Source organism: Apibacter sp. ESL0404, assembly GCF_019469245.1.
In the GTDB taxonomy this organism is placed as follows: Bacteria; Bacteroidota; Bacteroidia; order Flavobacteriales; family Weeksellaceae; genus Apibacter.
On the sequence record NZ_CP048267.1, the window covers coordinates 1,587,310 to 1,604,299 of the forward strand.

15 protein-coding genes are annotated in these 16,990 nt (G+C 31.4%); 3 read left to right on the top strand and 12 right to left on the bottom strand.

The genetic code is table 11. The annotated features are described in order from the left end of the window. Window positions 1-37: 37 nt before the first annotated feature. Together GYM72_RS06660 and GYM72_RS06665 are read right to left on the bottom strand one after the other, a co-directional pair. Complete coding sequence (locus GYM72_RS06660; RefSeq protein WP_220263867.1) at window positions 38-1,357, bottom strand: aspartate kinase; 1,320 nt, start codon at window positions 1,355-1,357, stop codon at window positions 38-40. 282 nt (window positions 1,358-1,639) lie between these two features. Beyond that, the gene (locus GYM72_RS06665; RefSeq protein ID WP_220263868.1) at window positions 1,640-1,924 is read right to left on the bottom strand and encodes a hypothetical protein; all 285 of its coding nucleotides are present in this window, start codon (window positions 1,922-1,924) and stop codon (window positions 1,640-1,642) included. Window positions 1,925-2,221: 297 nt separating this feature from the next. On the opposite strand from GYM72_RS06665, the gene dnaE reads away from it, so the two are divergent. After that, a complete protein-coding gene (dnaE, locus tag GYM72_RS06670) occupies window positions 2,222-6,592 on the top strand; it encodes a DNA polymerase III subunit alpha (protein ID WP_220263869.1) in 4,371 nt (1,456 codons plus the stop codon). A gap of 48 nt (window positions 6,593-6,640) precedes the next feature. Here the strand turns inward: dnaE and GYM72_RS06675 are convergent, their stop codons facing one another. Continuing rightward, window positions 6,641-7,330 carry a family 16 glycoside hydrolase gene (locus tag GYM72_RS06675; RefSeq protein WP_220263870.1) on the bottom strand — a complete coding sequence of 230 codons (690 nt, stop codon included), beginning with the start codon at window positions 7,328-7,330 and terminating at the stop codon, window positions 6,641-6,643. A gap of 48 nt (window positions 7,331-7,378) precedes the next feature. Then, window positions 7,379-8,026 carry an NADPH-dependent F420 reductase gene (locus GYM72_RS06680; protein WP_220263871.1) on the bottom strand — a complete coding sequence of 216 codons (648 nt, stop codon included), beginning with the start codon at window positions 8,024-8,026 and terminating at the stop codon, window positions 7,379-7,381. A gap of 208 nt (window positions 8,027-8,234) precedes the next feature. Between GYM72_RS06680 and GYM72_RS06685 the strand changes: the two genes are divergently transcribed. Then, window positions 8,235-8,591: a helix-turn-helix domain-containing protein gene (locus tag GYM72_RS06685; RefSeq protein ID WP_220263872.1), complete on the top strand. Its 357-nt coding sequence runs from the start codon at window positions 8,235-8,237 to the stop codon at window positions 8,589-8,591. 16 nt (window positions 8,592-8,607) lie between these two features. On the opposite strand, the gene GYM72_RS06690 is transcribed toward GYM72_RS06685, so the two are convergent. The 7 genes from GYM72_RS06690 to GYM72_RS06720 form a co-directional block, all read right to left on the bottom strand. Continuing rightward, a complete protein-coding gene (locus tag GYM72_RS06690) occupies window positions 8,608-9,618 on the bottom strand; it encodes an FUSC family protein (protein WP_220263873.1) in 1,011 nt (336 codons plus the stop codon). An 80-nt stretch (window positions 9,619-9,698) separates the two neighbouring features. Further along, on the bottom strand, window positions 9,699-10,307 hold the full coding sequence (locus GYM72_RS06695) for a CDP-alcohol phosphatidyltransferase family protein (protein ID WP_220263874.1): 609 nt from the start codon (window positions 10,305-10,307) through the stop codon (window positions 9,699-9,701). A 59-nt stretch (window positions 10,308-10,366) separates the two neighbouring features. Further along, on the bottom strand, window positions 10,367-11,239 hold the full coding sequence (locus GYM72_RS06700) for a DMT family transporter (protein WP_220263875.1): 873 nt from the start codon (window positions 11,237-11,239) through the stop codon (window positions 10,367-10,369). Between the two features lie 307 nt (window positions 11,240-11,546). Further along, window positions 11,547-11,840 carry a Dabb family protein gene (locus GYM72_RS06705; RefSeq protein WP_160557166.1) on the bottom strand — a complete coding sequence of 98 codons (294 nt, stop codon included), beginning with the start codon at window positions 11,838-11,840 and terminating at the stop codon, window positions 11,547-11,549. Between the two features lie 49 nt (window positions 11,841-11,889). Next, the gene (locus GYM72_RS06710) at window positions 11,890-12,378 is read right to left on the bottom strand and encodes a GNAT family N-acetyltransferase (protein ID WP_220263876.1); all 489 of its coding nucleotides are present in this window, start codon (window positions 12,376-12,378) and stop codon (window positions 11,890-11,892) included. Between the two features lie 55 nt (window positions 12,379-12,433). Further along, a complete protein-coding gene (locus GYM72_RS06715; protein ID WP_220263877.1) occupies window positions 12,434-13,969 on the bottom strand; it encodes a YifB family Mg chelatase-like AAA ATPase in 1,536 nt (511 codons plus the stop codon). Between the two features lie 131 nt (window positions 13,970-14,100). Beyond that, a complete protein-coding gene (locus GYM72_RS06720) occupies window positions 14,101-14,502 on the bottom strand; it encodes a hypothetical protein (RefSeq protein ID WP_220263878.1) in 402 nt (133 codons plus the stop codon). Between the two features lie 177 nt (window positions 14,503-14,679). Between GYM72_RS06720 and typA the strand changes: the two genes are divergently transcribed. Beyond that, complete coding sequence (typA, locus tag GYM72_RS06725; protein WP_160557163.1) at window positions 14,680-16,434, top strand: translational GTPase TypA; 1,755 nt, start codon at window positions 14,680-14,682, stop codon at window positions 16,432-16,434. A gap of 79 nt (window positions 16,435-16,513) precedes the next feature. Here typA and trxA read toward each other — a convergent pair whose 3' ends face one another. After that, window positions 16,514-16,834, bottom strand: a complete 321-nt coding sequence (gene trxA, locus GYM72_RS06730; RefSeq protein ID WP_220263879.1) for a thioredoxin — start codon at window positions 16,832-16,834, stop codon at window positions 16,514-16,516. Between the last annotated feature and the right edge of the window lie 156 nt (window positions 16,835-16,990).

The window sequence follows — 16,990 nt, forward strand, 5'->3', positions numbered from 1 at the left end:
ATTTATTATTTAAATTTAACTAAATTATCTTATATTTTTAATATCCAAAAAGAGTGGTATTCAAAGCTTGTAATGCTTCTTTTTTACTATTGCTGTCAATTACTACTGATATATTATGCTCACTTCCTCCATAAGATATCATATGCAGAGGAATATTTTTAAGAGCTTCCAAAATTTTAACAGCATAACCTGATTCATTTTTTGCAATATTTCCTACTATGGCAATAATGGTTTGATCTTTTTCATATTCAACATTGGCTATTTCTCTTAATTCCTTTAATATATATTCTAAATTAGAAGGATTGTCAATGGTTAATGAAACAGCAACCTCTGAAGTGGTTATCATATCTATAGAGGTTTTATATTTATCGAATATTTCAAAAATTGTCTTTAGAAATCCATACGCCAATAGCATTCTACCACTTTTTATGGTTATGGCGTAAATACCATCCTTTGCTGCTACGGCACGAATTCCTTCCGGAGTATTAATATTACCTATTAAAGTACCTTTAGCTTCAGGTTGCATTGTATTTTTCAAAGCTACGGGTATTCCTCTTTTCTGTGCAGGAAGAATACAGGTTGGATGTAAAATCTTTGCTCCGAAATAGGCTAATTCTGCAGCTTCATCAAAACTTAATTCATTTATGGGATGAGTTTTATTAACAAATCTAGGATCGTTATTATGCATCCCGTCGATATCGGTCCATATTTGTATTTCTTCAGCATCAATTACGGCTCCAATTATACAAGCTGTGTAATCACTTCCCCCTCTTTGCAAATTATCTATATCTCCTTGAGCATTTTTACAAATATATCCTTGAGTAATAAAAAAATCTATATCAGGATACTTTTTAATTTCTTCTTTAATACGTTCTTCTATATAGGGAAAATCCGGTTCACCGTCTTTGTTTATTCTCATAAACTCCAATGCCGGAAGTAATATCGTTTTTTCTCCGATTTCACTCATGTAAAAATGGAACATATGAGTGCTCAAAAGTTCACCTTGAGCCAAAATTATTTTTTCTTCTTTGGAAGTAAATATAGGAAAATCCAGGAATGAAGTTATATAATTGAAATAATCATCCAAAAGTTCGCTCCCTTTCTTGACTATGGTTTCATTCTTGTACAGATCTTTTATTTCCTTTCTGTATTTATCTTCTAGAGATTGTATTAATTCTTTCGCCTTAGAAGTATTTTTTTCATAAAGAGCTTGAGATATTTCTACTAAGGCATTAGTTGTTCCACTCATAGCAGACAAAACAACAATCTTCGGTTTTTGACCTTTAGTTAATTCAGCTAAATTTTTTATACGTTCTGCACTTCCTACGCTGGTGCCTCCAAATTTTAATACTAACATTTTTATCCTATTATAGAAGAGATACAAAAATACATATTTTATGGTTTATCAACTATTTTTATATTAAAAACATTAGTAATTTTTTATCATGAATTTAAAACAAATAATAGGTTTTTAAACTAGATTTCAATTTCAGCCCTAATTAAATTAATTCATTAAAAATCTATCTTATTTTTATAGCCGAAATACTAATTTCTAAATCAAAAAATGATTTTTTTAAATAAAAAAAGAAGCTTAATTGATAAGCTTCTTGCACAAATTTATATAAGTTAAAAACTTAATCTATTCTTTTTTAGATGCATCTCTAAATTTTCGTTTCGCATCTGTGGTTAAATCCTCTACCTTATCTCCTATTTTATCACCCCAATCTTCTGCCTTATTGGATATTTTACTAAAAAAATTAGATACTGAATCTTTAAAATGTTCGTATTTCCCTTTAAAGAATTTTTCCCAATCAACATGTAAATCTTCTTTATCCATATATTCTTTTATTACATTTAAAGATTTCACCGCTTGATCTTCACTGAGACCTACTTCTTTTTGAAGTTTTTCAATAATATTTTCCATACACTATGTTTTTTTATTGTTTTAGTAAAATAAAAAATCAAAAATTAGACCTAATAAATGATTTGCTTATAAATATTTTATATGTAATACATGTAAAATTTCAGGCTGCTAAGTTATATTTTACATTCTGTTTAAATAGAAACTAATCTTTCTTTACCCTGTAATTTTTTTTAATGTAAAATTTCACTCTATTTTATTCAATTCCAATATCTTTCAAAGTTATTTTTAAGAAACGAAATATTGATGGAACTTAAGATTTAAAAGTTACATTCATAAAGAAATCCCTAACTTTGTATTATGAAATTCCTAGTTTTTGATACTGAAACCACAGGTCTTCCTGCCAATGCAAATGCACCTGTTTCCGATTCAGACAATTGGCCTAGAATGGTTCAAATTGCCTGGCAGTTACATGATGAAAATGGTGATTTAATTGAAAACTATGACTATATAATTAAACCTGAAGGATACGACATACCTTTCAATGCTCAAAAAATTCACGGTATAAGTACCGAAAAAGCATTAGCGGAAGGTCATGATCTTAAAACCGTATTGGATCAATTTAATGCGGTACTGGCGGATAATCCGATTTTAGTCGGACAAAATATAGCATTCGACATCCCGATTGTTGGAGCTGAATTTTATCGAAAATCAATTGAAAACCATATTGCGGATCTTCCGTTAATAGATACCGCCCGTGAGGGAACTAATTTTTGTGCTTTGCCCGGAGGTATGGGAGGTGGATTTAAATTTCCTAAACTTTCCGAATTATATGAAAAATTATTTGGGCATGGTTTTGATGAGGCACACAATGCTGCGGCAGACGTTAATGCTACTGCTCAAGCATTTTGGGAGTTGGTTAGACGAAACCAAATAAGTGCAAATAAGCTGAATTTTACAGAAGAAGAATTAAATGCTTTTATTGAAACTCATTCTGAACCTTTTCAACCTTTTGATATTGTTATTCGTGAACAGGTCAAAGATTTTAATAAGCAACTAAAAGGGAAAACAGAAAGTACAAAAAAATCTGTAGATGAAATAAATTATTCATCTTTTTTCCACTTTCACAATCATTCGGTTTATTCAATACTTACTTCTACCAGTAAACATTCTGATTTAATAAAAAAAACCTTAGAATATAACATGCCCGCTTTAGGTGTAACGGATATGGGCAACTTGATGGGTGCATTTGCTTTTCTCAATGAAATAAAAAAAGCTAATGGATCTATTAAAGATCATAATGCTAAAATTTTAGAAGGCAATGGTTCTGAACCTTTAAAAAATGAGATTTTACCAATTATCGGTTGTGAACTGTATATATCTGAAACTTATTTACAAAATAAGTTTACAAAAGATAATCCGGATCGTAGATATACTCAGATATTACTTGCTAAAAATCATGAAGGATTTAAAAATCTTTCTAAATTATCAACTTTAGGATATAAACTAGGTTTGTATGCAGGTTATCCCAGAATTGGTAAAGAACTTATTGAACAATATAAAGAAAATTTAATTGCAACCACCGGAAGTTTATCTTCAGAAATTCCCAGTCTAATTTTAAATGTGGGAGAAAAGCAGGCAGAAGAGGCCTTTATCTATTGGCATGGATTATTTGGTGATGATTTTTATGTAGAGTTATTAAGACACCATTTAGATGAAGAGGAACACCTAAACAAAGTTTTAATAAAATTTGCAAAAAAATACGGAGTTAAGGTTTTAGCTCAAAACGATACATTTTATATTAGTAAAAAAGAAGCAGAAACCCAGGATATCCTTTTATGTATTAAAGACGGAGAAAAACAATCTACCCCTAAGGGCAGAGGTTTTGGTAAAAGATACGGTCTTCCTAATGATGAATATAATTTTAAATCTCAAACAGAAATGGCTCAATTGTTTGCAGACATACCGGAAGCAATTGAAAATTTTGAAGACTTTATCAAAAAATTTGAACCTTATCAATTAACCCGAGATGTTTTACTTCCTAAATTTGATATACCTGACGAATTTAAAGATCCTCAAGATGAAGTGGACGGAGGAAAGCGAGGAGAAAATGCCTACTTAGCATATCTTACTTGGGAAGGAGCTAAAAAAAGATATGGCGACCAATTATCCGAAGATACTAAAGATCGTTTACAATTTGAGTTGGAAACCATAGCCAAAACGGGATATCCCGGCTATTTTCTCATTGTACAGGATTTCACCTCTCAAGCGCGTAAAATGGGCGTATCTGTTGGTCCGGGGCGAGGCTCTGCAGCCGGATCAGCCGTTGCATATTGCATAGGGATTACTAATATAGATCCTATTAAATACGATTTACTTTTTGAGCGTTTCTTAAATCCGGATCGGGTATCCTTACCCGACATAGACATCGATTTTGACGATAGAGGACGTGAAAAAATCATTCAATGGGTGGTAGATAAATACGGAGAAAATCAGGTTGCTCAAATAATTACTTACGGTACGTTAGCCGGACGTTCCGCGATAAGGGATGCAGGAAGAGTGCTTGAATTGCCCTTAAGCGATACAGACCGCTTATCAAAAAACCTACCCTCTACCTTAAATTTAACCAAGCTAAAAAATAAAACAGAAAGTGAGTTAATTAAAGATTTCGGTAAAGAGGAGTCTGTTCCTGTGCTTCAACTCAAACAAAAATTTAATGAATATGACCTGGAAGGGCGGGTAATACAAAATGCTTATCAATTGGAAGGTAGTTTACGGAACACGGGAGTTCATGCGTGTGGAGTAATTATTACTCCGGAAGATATTACTAATTTAATACCGGTTGCCGTTGCCAAAGATTCCTCTTTGTTGGTATCACAATTTGACAACTCCGTGGTAGAAAGTGCCGGATTGTTAAAAATGGATTTTCTAGGTTTACGTACCTTGACGATTATTGCCGATACCATTGAAATTATTAGAAAAAGGACGGGTGAAGTTTTGAATCCCGATGATTTTCCTTTGGATGATGATAAAACCTATGAGATATTCAAAAATGGAAATACAGTAGGGATCTTCCAATACGAGTCCCCCGGAATGCAAAAGCACCTCAAAGCATTGCAACCCGATAAGTTTGAGGACTTGATTGCCATGAATGCCTTGTATCGTCCCGGACCTTTACAATATATTCCCAACTTTATCAATCGTAAACATGGAAAGGAAGAAATTTCTTACGATTTAGAGGATATGGAAGAGTATCTTGCGGATACTTACGGTATTACTGTTTATCAAGAACAAGTAATGCTTCTTTCTCAAAAATTAGCCGGATTTAGTAAAGGTGATGCGGACGTGCTTAGAAAAGCTATGGGTAAGAAGCAAATTCAAGTCTTAAATAAAATGGAAGCTCGTTTTCTTGAGGGAGCTATCGAAAGAGGTCATCCTGAAGATAAATTAAAAAAAATATGGGAAGACTGGAAAGCTTTTGCTCAATATGCTTTTAACAAATCTCACTCCACTTGTTATGCATTTATTGCCTTTCAAACCGCTTATTTAAAAGCTCATTTTCCTGCAGAATTTATGGCCGCATTGCTCAGCAATAACCTTAACAATCTTACCACTTTGAGTTTCTTTATGGAAGAATGTAAAAATATGGGATTGGAAGTGCTAGGACCTGATGTTAATGAAAGTGATTATGAATTCACCGTAAATGAAAAAGGTGCTATCCGTTTTGGAATGGGAGCTATTAAGGGAATCGGTGAAAATGCTGTTGAAGCTGTAGTAAGTGAAAGACAAAATAAGGGAAAATATAAAAATCTGTTTGAATTTTTTGAAAGGACAGATTTAAAAAATATAAATAAAAAAGTTCTTGAAAATTTAGTATTGGCAGGAGCTTTTGATGGACTAGCCAATAATAATCGTGCCCAATTTTTTAAAGAAGAAAATGGTACCAGCACTATTGAAAAGCTGGTAAGATACGGGATTGCCTATCAGGATAATAAGAATTCTGCTCAAAATTCTTTATTTGGAGACTTGGGGGATGAAGGATTTGATGTTATGAAACCGGTAATTCCTGAAACGGAAGAATGGAGTACCATGTATAAATTGGGCAGAGAAAAAGAAGTTGTAGGTATCTATATATCCGCTCATCCAATGGATAATTACAAATACGAAATTGCGTTGATTAAACCTGTTGATATTTCCGAAATTAATGAAAATAAAGAAAATTATATTAATAAGGAAGTGTATATCGCCGGTATGATCTCACGTTTTGAGCACAAGGAAATAAACGACGGCAGAACAAGAATCGCCTATTTTGATTTGGAAGATAAAACAGGTACTATTTCTCTTAAGCTTAAAAAGAATTATCTGGATTTGCAAAAATATCTTATTCCTAATTTATTTGTTTTGGTAAAAATCACGGTAGGAATGATTAAAGATAACGGCTTTGTATATATAAACGTGCTGAATATCGAAGAACTTAGCGATGTGATCGGAAAACATGCTAAAAAATTAACCATTAAGATAAACTTGGAAAATTTAGATGAAAATACCATTACTACTTTAAATAAAGTATGTGATGAAAATGCAGGTTCAAAAGATATACACTTTGAAATTATCGATAAAAAGAACAATGTGTATTTAGAATCTCAATCAATGAACCGAAGAGTAAATATAAATAAACAAATTTTAGATGTATTAAGAAACGATCTGTATTTAGATTTCAGGTTGAATTAATAAAAATTCCGACTTTAAAATAGAGTCGGAATTTTATTTTAGGTTTTATTATTGTAGATAAACCTTCAAATCTTTAAAATATCCTTCAGTGCCTACATCAACAAAGAGTCCGATAGCTCCTGTCGCATTTCCTCCTAATTTTAAATCATTTACGATGAGTGAGGGTTGTTTATTATCATTTATATACAATTGAGCTTTTTGCCCTTGAACTTCAATTCTTAATTGTATCCATTCGTTTAGTGCCATATCTGCATAGGACTCGTATTTATTTTGAAATTCATTTCTCAATCGTTGATACTTATAATTCGGATAAGAAAAATATTGTATGGTCCTGTTTCTATGTTCCTGATTCTCGGATCTTCCGTTTAAAGGGCGAACATATATACTTTCAAACTTAGAGTTTGAATCATTTATATGAAAGGCTATACCAATAAATCCTCGGGCAAAATTCGGAGCATCATCCAAAATTCGACTTAACACTTTTACTTCTATGATCCCATTGGCAAAATTTACATTATTGATTCGTACATAAGTAGGTTCATCAAATTTCTTGATTGATGGATCCTTAATGACTCTTACTACTTTATCGCCATCCATTTTTTCAAATGTCATAAATGTATTTATCGCTTTCAAATGAGTCTCCGTTAAATCTATAACTTTTTGTGCTTTTATTTCAGAAATGTTTATAATCACAACAAAAAGTAGAAAATATGCATTTTCTATAATATTTATTTTCATCGATTTTCAATTTACTTGATTTATATATGTTTTATTACATGATAAAATTTAATCTATATACTTAAAAGTTGAATTCCATTTATTATATAAAATACCTTGAGCTACATATAATTGTCCCATATACTCTAATGCTCGTGAAGATTCTAGTTTACCTGCATCATAGGTATTCCAACCTAAAGATTTAATTATTGTAGAAATTGTATTTTTAACCTCTTCATTATTTCCGGCAATAAATGCGGTACCGTTTTCTTTCAGTGAGGGCTGATACATAAGATGCGCACCTATGGTATTCATTCCTTTAACAACATGCGATAATGGCAAAAGCTTTTGTACACTTTCTGACAGAGATTCTTCCGGAGATGAAATTAATTTTATTACTCCATTAGTCGGAGCTTCCGATGAAAATGCATTTGTAATATCCCAAAGTATTTTACCTTCAAAATTTTTAATTCCAATATCCTTTATGGTTTCTATAAGCGCAAATCCGGGAATTGAAATAAGTATAATTTCACTTAATGCTACAGCCTCTTGGTAGGAAACAATGGATAGGGTTTGATTAACTTGTTTTAGTTTTTCTATATTTTCACTTCCTTTTTCGAAATTTCTTGAACCAACTACCACATTATACTTTTCATTAATTAATCCGTTAATTAACGCTTGTGCAACATTTCCTGTTCCTAGTATTGATATTTTCATTTTTATATATATTTAAATAAGTTTATGATTCGAATTTAGCCCGAACAACTTATGTTCACAAGCAGGATCGTAACGAACCGCTAAAGTTAGAATTATTGATTACCAGCTAATTATATGTTTAATTTTAACATTTATTTAACTATAAATTATTACTTTATTATTTATAGTTGTATTCTATTGGAGAGTAATATGTATATTTGATAGAAAAATGAAAGCTCATAAACTCGATTTAAAATATCCCATCTGTCCGATAAGAAATATATTAAGCCGATTTAGCGATAAATGGTCTTTATTACTATTAGCTGTTTTATATTCCGGCAAAACGATGCGTTACGGAGAAATAAAAAATGAACTTCCTGATATTTCTCAAAAGATGCTTACCAACACACTAAAAAATTTGGAAAAATATAACTTAATTAAAAGAAAAGCCTATGCTGAAATCCCGCCTCGAGTTGAATATAGTCTTACGGAAACAGCTATCAGTTTAATGCCCTCCATTCAGATGATGATCACTTGGGCTGAAAACCATTTTGAAGAAGTTTTAAAAAATAATAAAAATTACTAATCCTAAAAGATCATTATTAGTTTTTACTTTTTAAAAATCGAATATGCAATAAACTTAAACTCATAATTAATATGGCCGATACTCCTCCAATTGAGGTGGCAATTAATCTGTCCATAGCTATTTCATTACCCGATGACCCATTAATTGCAAACATTAATACGGTTGTAATCGTTAAAAAGGTTGACAAAATTGCATATCTGTGGTTGGCAAATACATAGCAAACATATAAAGATATCAGAATTTCCAATGCCATGATATATCTTGATGGAAACCACCATATTAAAAAAGTAGCTATGACAATACCCAGAAGTGTTCCCATCAACCTTATACTTGCTTTTTTCAGGGTATCAATAAAATCAGGTTTCAAAATAACTAAGGCAGTCATAACAGCCCAGTAATAATATTTGATATCGAAAATAGTAATGAAGAAAAAGCAAACTAATATGGTTAATGCGGTATAGATGATGGTCATATGAAAGCGTATTTTTTTATCAATATCTTCATATATGTTTTTAAAAATGATCAGAAGCTCCTCAGGGTTACTGATATTTCTTTCAAATGATGATTTCTCAATGAGAAAAATAATACAAATAGATTGAAATAAACCTCCTGCAAGAATTAAAACACCTCTATGCAGAGCGGCATAGATATCTCCCACATAATAGCCTCCTACAAAAAATGCAATAGACCATTGTAAAACAATCCACCAAGCATTTTGATCGATAGTTCCCACACAGGTTGCTAAACAGGCCAATAATACACAACAGATTATATACCAAAAATAGAAATGTCCTATTAATGATCCCAATGCAGCGCATATACTCATTCCTAGAACGGCTATGATCATGGGCGCAAAAGGATATTTTAATATTTTTTTATTTGCTCCATATCCCGCCGTCACAGCACCTCCTGCAGCTATACTTGCAAAAATGATATTATTGAAGATAAATCCGAAACAATAGATTATTAATATACCCGGTAAGGAATATAGCGCTATAATTAGGTCTTTTTTGTAATCTTTCAACATTTAAAATTAAAATTTTAAATTTTTTAAAATAAGTTGTTTCCGATTGGTATGAACTATTTTATTTAAACTTTCTAAAATATTTAATTAGTAACTGAACCTAATGTACCCTTTTTTAAATTAATTTTTTTTCTAATTAAATAAGCATGAATAAAACTCGGTACGTCATGCATCCAATGAGGTAATAGTATAAGTATAAGCAAAACATCAACATAGGAAATATATCCCACAATTATAGTCAGATATAAAAAGAATCCACCGTAATTAGAACCTAGTATTGATATAAGTGCTAAAAATAAAGTTATTCCCCAAAATTTTGAAGAATACGCATGGGTACTAGCTTCTTTTCTGAATCGCAAGAAACTAATTAGCGCACTTATTCCTTCTAATATTACTAAACCTAAAATAAATTTCAAATTGGCTTCTATGATCCCAGGTCGAACTATTCCTGTTGAAGTTGCAAGAGACAGCCAAAATATAATATCTATAAAACTATCCATTCTTCTTAAATTTTCAGTTGCTACCTGATATTTTCTGGCAATAATTCCATCCAATATATCGGAAGTCAACCCCAGGCATAGTATTAAAACAAGCATGGGAACACATCTTTCTCCATAGTGATAAGATAAAATAATGCTTAGGGGAGCTAGTAAGAGTCTGAATATCATAAGAATTTTAGGGACAGTACGCATATGTCTAATATTAATCTTATGTAAACTCAAAAATAATGCAAATGCTAACTTTATTGATTTTAGATCTTTTTATTTTTAGATTTTAAATAACCGTTAAAACAGATGGCAGCAATCATGACAGCAGTTGAAATATAAAATACTGGACTCATTTTTTCCGAATCTTTCCAAATTAAAAAGGCTATTAAAATAGCATATACAGGCTCTAAGTTTATGGAAAGCATAAGTGTAAAAGGCGTAATGTGTTTCATCAGCTTCATGGTCATAACTAAAGGAAAACTGGTTAAAAGTCCGCCCAACACTAAAAGCCATAGGATATCCCAAGCTTTTATGGTAGCTATGGCTTCCCAATCATTGAACAAAAACATAAAAACCGTCAAGGTTACAAAAGCTCCTGCCATTTCATAGAAAGTTATTATTTCTGGACTTTCTTTTGAATGCATTATTCCGTTTACTACTGAAAACAAGGCCGACAAGAATGCACATCCGATACCAAGTAGTATACCTTTCCAATAACTCATTTCTGTATTAAAGATAAAAAGTATACATATTATAATAACTAAACTTAAAATTATTTCAGAAATTTTGATTTTTCGTTTGAAAAAAAAGGGCTCTAAAAAAGCCACAAATAAAGTTCCTGTTGATAGGGTTGAAGTGGCAATAGAAATGTTGGATATTTTAATGGATCCATAAAACAATGACCAATGAGTACCTACAATTACTCCACACCCCAAAAGTTGGAACATCAGCTTTTTGGAAATTTTAAAATTTTTTCCTTTTGAAAAATATAAATAACAAAATAAAATAAAAGCTGCAACCAAGGTCCTACCCCATACCAAAGGTATAGCATTAAGAGAGATAAGCTTACCAATTACACCGGTAAATCCCCAAATAAATACGATAATATGCAATTGAACTATTGCCGGTAATTTCATGAATAATTAATTTGTTAAATAGTGGATGCAAATTTAATCATCTTTGTTTAAATTCTAAAAAAAAGAGTCATTTAATAAATAATTTGTAATTTTTATATATAAATATTCTAAAAAAATACATTATTCGCATTTCACCATCCATCATTTTACCCATAAATTGATCGTATTAGGGGAAAGAATAATCGGATATTTTATTTAGTTGTTGAAGTTAAATTGGCATTAAAATTTATATTATCCATAAAGCAAGAATAAAAAAAGGATGTGTAGTGTAAGTAAACATCCTTTTTAATAATCAATTACTATGTAACTATATTTCGTAATCGATAGCTACTCTTTGTTCAACCACTGTTTTTATAAACTCCACCACTTTAAGATGTTCCGGATGATTTGCATATAGAGTTAAATCTTCAAAATTTTTAAATCGGGAATCTAACAGTATATCAAAATTTGACTGTGGAGCAATCTCCATATTGGTATTTACTTGGATATATTGTAACTCCTTAATTCGATCTTTTAAAGCTTCTAAATCATTTTTTATTTTTAAAGCATTATTTTTTTTATCGCTTTCTTTAAGCTTCCACATTACAATATGATGTATCATTTTTATTGTTTTTTAAATTATTTTGATTTTTATTATAGATTTTATTTATTCAATCCAATAGTAATTGCCAAAATTCAACATCTATCAATTGATTAAATTTTTTTCCTGATTCTTTAAAATTTCCTATCAGATTAAATCCTGTTTTCCGATGCAATTTTCTACTGGGCTCATTCGGTAAAGATATTACTCCTATAATGGAATGTATATCTATCTTTTTTGATTCTTCAATCAGGGCTGTAAGTAATTCATTACCTATTCCTTGATGGGTTTGATTATAATCCAGGTAAATACTGTTTTCTAATGTTATATCATAAGCCGAACGTTCTCGCCAAGTATTCAGATATGCATATCCGAGTACTATTCCTTCTTTTTCATATACTATATAAGGATAGCCTTTTGCAAATATTTTTTGGATTCTGTTTTCTATTTCCCGGGCACTAACTTTTTTTTCTTCAAAGGTAATGACCGTATTTTCTATATAATAATTATAAATTTCAGCTATTCTTAATGCATCGGATAGTTGAACATTTCTTATCATAATTTATTATTATTTTCTTTGTTCAAATTAATAATAATTTTTTAAAAATTTACATTTATTTACACCATCCTTCCCGATCAAGACTACGATATTGTATAGCTTCTCCAATATGGTGAGCTTGGATAACTTCAGATTTATCTAAATCTGCTATCGTTCTGCCCACTCTTAAGATTCGATCATAGGCTCGGGCAGATAAACCCAATTTTTCAATGGCAGACTTTAGTAAATTTTTGGAGACGTCGTCCAACAAACAAAATTCATCTAATTGTTTAGGACCTATTTGAGCATTATAATGGATTCCTTCCGCTGTTTTATATCTTTGAGTTTGAATTTTCCTTGCTTCTACCACTCTTGCCCTTATTTCTGAACTTGACTCTCCTTTCCTTTTATCCGATAAATCATCAAAAGGTACTGGTGAAACTTCCACATGAATATCGATTCGATCGAGTAACGGCCCGGATATTTTATTCTTATATCTTTGCATTTCTTGTATAGTGCTCGTATTTTTAGGGTCATTTGGAAAATATCCGGAAGGAGAAGGATTCATGGAAGCAATCAACATAAAACTGGCCGGATAGGTGATCGTAAATTTTGCTCTTGAGATAGTTACAATCCTGTCTTCTAAAGGTTGTCTCATGACTTCCAATACTTGGCGATTAAATTCAGGCAGTTCATCCAGAAAAAGTACGCCGTTATGAGAAAGAGAAATTTCTCCGGGTTGCGGATAGCTTCCTCCTCCAACTAATGCTACTCCTGATATGGTATGATGAGGATTACGATAAGGTCTTACTGTCATTAAAGAAGATTCTAATCCTAATTTTCCGGCAACGGAATGTATTTTGGTTGTCTCTAGTGCTTCCGATAAGGTCAATGGAGGTAAGATGGAGGGAATTCTTTTTGCCAACATGGTTTTTCCACTTCCCGGCGGGCCGATTAAAAGTACATTGTGTCCTCCGGCAGCAGCAATTTCCAAAGCTCTTTTTACATTTTCCTGACCTTTAACTTCTGAAAAATCAAATTGAAATTTATTATTATTCTCAAAAAACTCTTCTCTTGTATTTACTATGGTTGGATTTAATTGAAAGTTTTTATCAAAAAAATCAATGACTTCTTTTATATTGTCAACTCCATAAACTTCGAGATCATTGACTATAGCAGCTTCTTTAGCGTTTTGTTTAGGAAGAAAAAAGCCTTTAAAACCATCTTCTCTTGCTTGTATTGCAATAGGTAAAACACCTTTTATGGGTTGTAAAGAACCATCTAAAGATAATTCGCCCATAATTAAATATTGATCGAGATGATCTCCTTTTATTTGCTCGGATGCCGCCAATATTCCCATAGCAATTGTTAAATCATAAGCTGATCCTTCTTTCCTTAGATCTGCAGGTGCCATGTTTACTGTGATTTTTTTACCCGGCATTTTATATCCACAGTTTTTTAAGGCTGCCGAAATTCGATGTGCGCTTTCTTTTATTGCCATATCCGGCATACCTACCAACTGATACCCTACTCCTTTATCTACATTTACTTCAACGGTGATTAATTGAGCATTGACTCCATAGACAGAACTTCCATACGTTTTAATTAGCATAAAAAATAGTTTTATCCGTATAAAGATAAAACTATTTTAGTTTATTTTAGATAATGTATGATGATGAATATCTGTTTTATACTTAAAATAATATTTACATTATTTTTCAATCCGTTAAAAACATGCCATTATTATTTGGATGCGGCATCGACTAATTGCATATACCAATTTCTAAGATTTTTTTGTTGTTCGGTATCTAATTTTTTCAAGACACTTTTGTAATTTTCATCTATATCATTGGCTTTAAGTTGCAATTCTAAAATTTTACTATCATTACCTGCTTGAGTAGCTTCTGCTATTTGCTCAAAATATAATTTAGTTTCCTGAACAAAGTTGTCCACCTCTTTATTTTCAAATTTCGGTACTTTTTTAATTGGAGATAAACTTATCGTATCTAATGACGGAGATTGTACCACTAGAGTACTATCCTTTGATTGGTTAGTATTTGGATCTTTCTCTGATTTTTTAGAATTGTTACATGAACTTATGCTTAAAGCAATACCTAAAAAAAATACGATATAAGATATTTTCATTTTCTTATTTTTAAATACTAATCAAAAGTACAATTAAATTATTCATTTTAATAGTGTTTTTAAGTTTCTATTAATAAAACCTTAAATTATGAATAATACTATGCTTTTATTTACTAACACAAAACCATATATTTAGCAATAATATCTTACATTTGCACCTGAATTTTAATATCATATATGCAATCAATTAGAAATATAGCAATTATTGCTCATGTCGATCATGGAAAAACAACATTAGTAGATAAAATTATTCAGTCTTGTAATGTTGTTGAAAAAAATGACGGGGATTTGATTCTGGATAATAATGATCTGGAACGTGAAAGAGGAATAACCATTTTATCCAAGAATGTATCGGTTAACTATAAAGGTGTCAAAATTAATATCATTGACACTCCCGGACACGCGGATTTTGGAGGAGAGGTTGAACGTGTTCTTAAAATGGCTGACGGTGTATTATTGCTTGTGGATGCGTTTGAGGGACCAATGCCTCAAACTCGCTTTGTTCTTAGTAAAGCGATTGAATTGGGATTGAAGCCCATCGTAGTAATTAATAAAGTTGATAAAGAAAACTGCCAACCGGAACATGTACATGATCAGGTATTTGAATTGATGTTTAATTTAGACGCTACTGAAGAACAATTGGATTTTGAAACGGTATACGGTTCTTCTAAACAAGGTTGGATGTCCGGAGATTATAAACAACCTACTGATAACATTACATATTTATTAGATAAAATTATTGAATTAATACCGGAAGCACCTTATGTAGAAGGAACGCCTCAAATGCAAATTACCTCTCTTGATTTCTCAAGTTTTGTGGGAAAAATTGCCATAGGTCGTGTGTATCGTGGAGATTTAATTTCCGGTAAAGATTATACTCTTTGCCAGGAAGATGGTAAAAATAAAAAAATACGCATAAAAGAATTACAAGTCTTTGAAGGTTTAGGAAGAAAACCTGTTGAATCTGTTAGAAGCGGTGATTTATGTGCTGTAATCGGTATCGATGATTTTGAAATTGGAGATACCATTGCTGACTTAAACGAACCGGAAGCTTTGCCTCGTATTGCAGTTGATGAGCCTACGATGAGTATGTTGTTTACTATCAATACTTCACCGTTTTTCGGTAAAGAAGGAAAATACGTTACTTCAAGACACCTTAGAGATCGATTAATGAAGGAAACTGAAATCAACTTAGCCCTTCGTGTGGAGGAAACTGATTCCGAAGATAAGTTCAATGTTTTTGGTAGAGGTATTCTTCACTTATCTGTCCTTATCGAAACTATGAGACGAGAAGGATATGAATTGCAAGTTGGTAGACCAAAAGTAACTATTAAAGAGATTGACGGTGTTAAACATGAGCCCTATGAGCACTTAGTAATTGATGTTCCCGATGCTGTATCCGGCAAAGCTATAGAATTGGTTACTCAAAGAAAAGGAGAATTAAAAGTGATGGAACCCAAAGGTGATTTACAACATTTGGAATTTGATATTTCTTCTCGAGGTCTTATCGGATTACGTAACCTTCTTCTAACAGCAACTTCCGGAGAAGCTATTATTAATCATCGTTTTAAAGATTTTGAACCGGTAAAAGACATTATTCCACAAAGACAAAACGGATCTATGATTTCATCTGAAACGGGACAGGCTTTGGCTTATGCAATCGACCGACTTCAGGATAGAGGTAAATTTTTTGTTGAACCGGGAGATCAAATATATAAAGGTCAAGTAGTCGGAGAACATAGCCGTGATAATGATTTGGAAGTTAATCTTATAAAAGGTAAAAAGTTAACTAACGTGAGAGCTTCCGGATCTGACCAAGCTGCTAAAATTTTCCCTAAAGTTGAATTTTCATTAGAAGAAGCTATGGAATATATTAAAGATGACGAATATCTTGAAATAACTCCTAAAAGCTTACGTATGCGTAAAATTTAATATACTTTTAAATAGCATTTTTATAAATAAAAATATCCTGAATATTTCAGGATATTTTTATTTTCATCAGATAATTGGATTAATCCAATAATGCATTCATTTTTTCTGCTAGCTTTTCTTTTGGCTGAACCCCTACTACTTTGTCAACAACTTGTCCGTTTTTAAAGAATAAAAGTGTAGGAATATTTCTGATTCCATATTCTACTGAAACCTCTTGATTGGCATCAATATCAATTTTAGTAACTTTTACTTTTCCTTTAAATTCTTCAGATAATTCATCAACTATAGGTTTTAAACTTCTGCATGGTCCACACCATTCAGCCCAAAAATCAACCAAAACCGGTTCTTTGGAACTTAATACCTCATCTTTGAATGTTTGATCACTAATTTCTAAACTCATATTTGTATAATTTATATCTATATCTTCACTAATTTTTAAAGCAAAATTAATTTAAAAATTTCATTTTGCACTAGTAAAGAAATTGCATTTTTAATGATTTATGTGAATAAAAAATTAATATATATTAATTCTTGAAAATAAAATGAGCGCAAATTA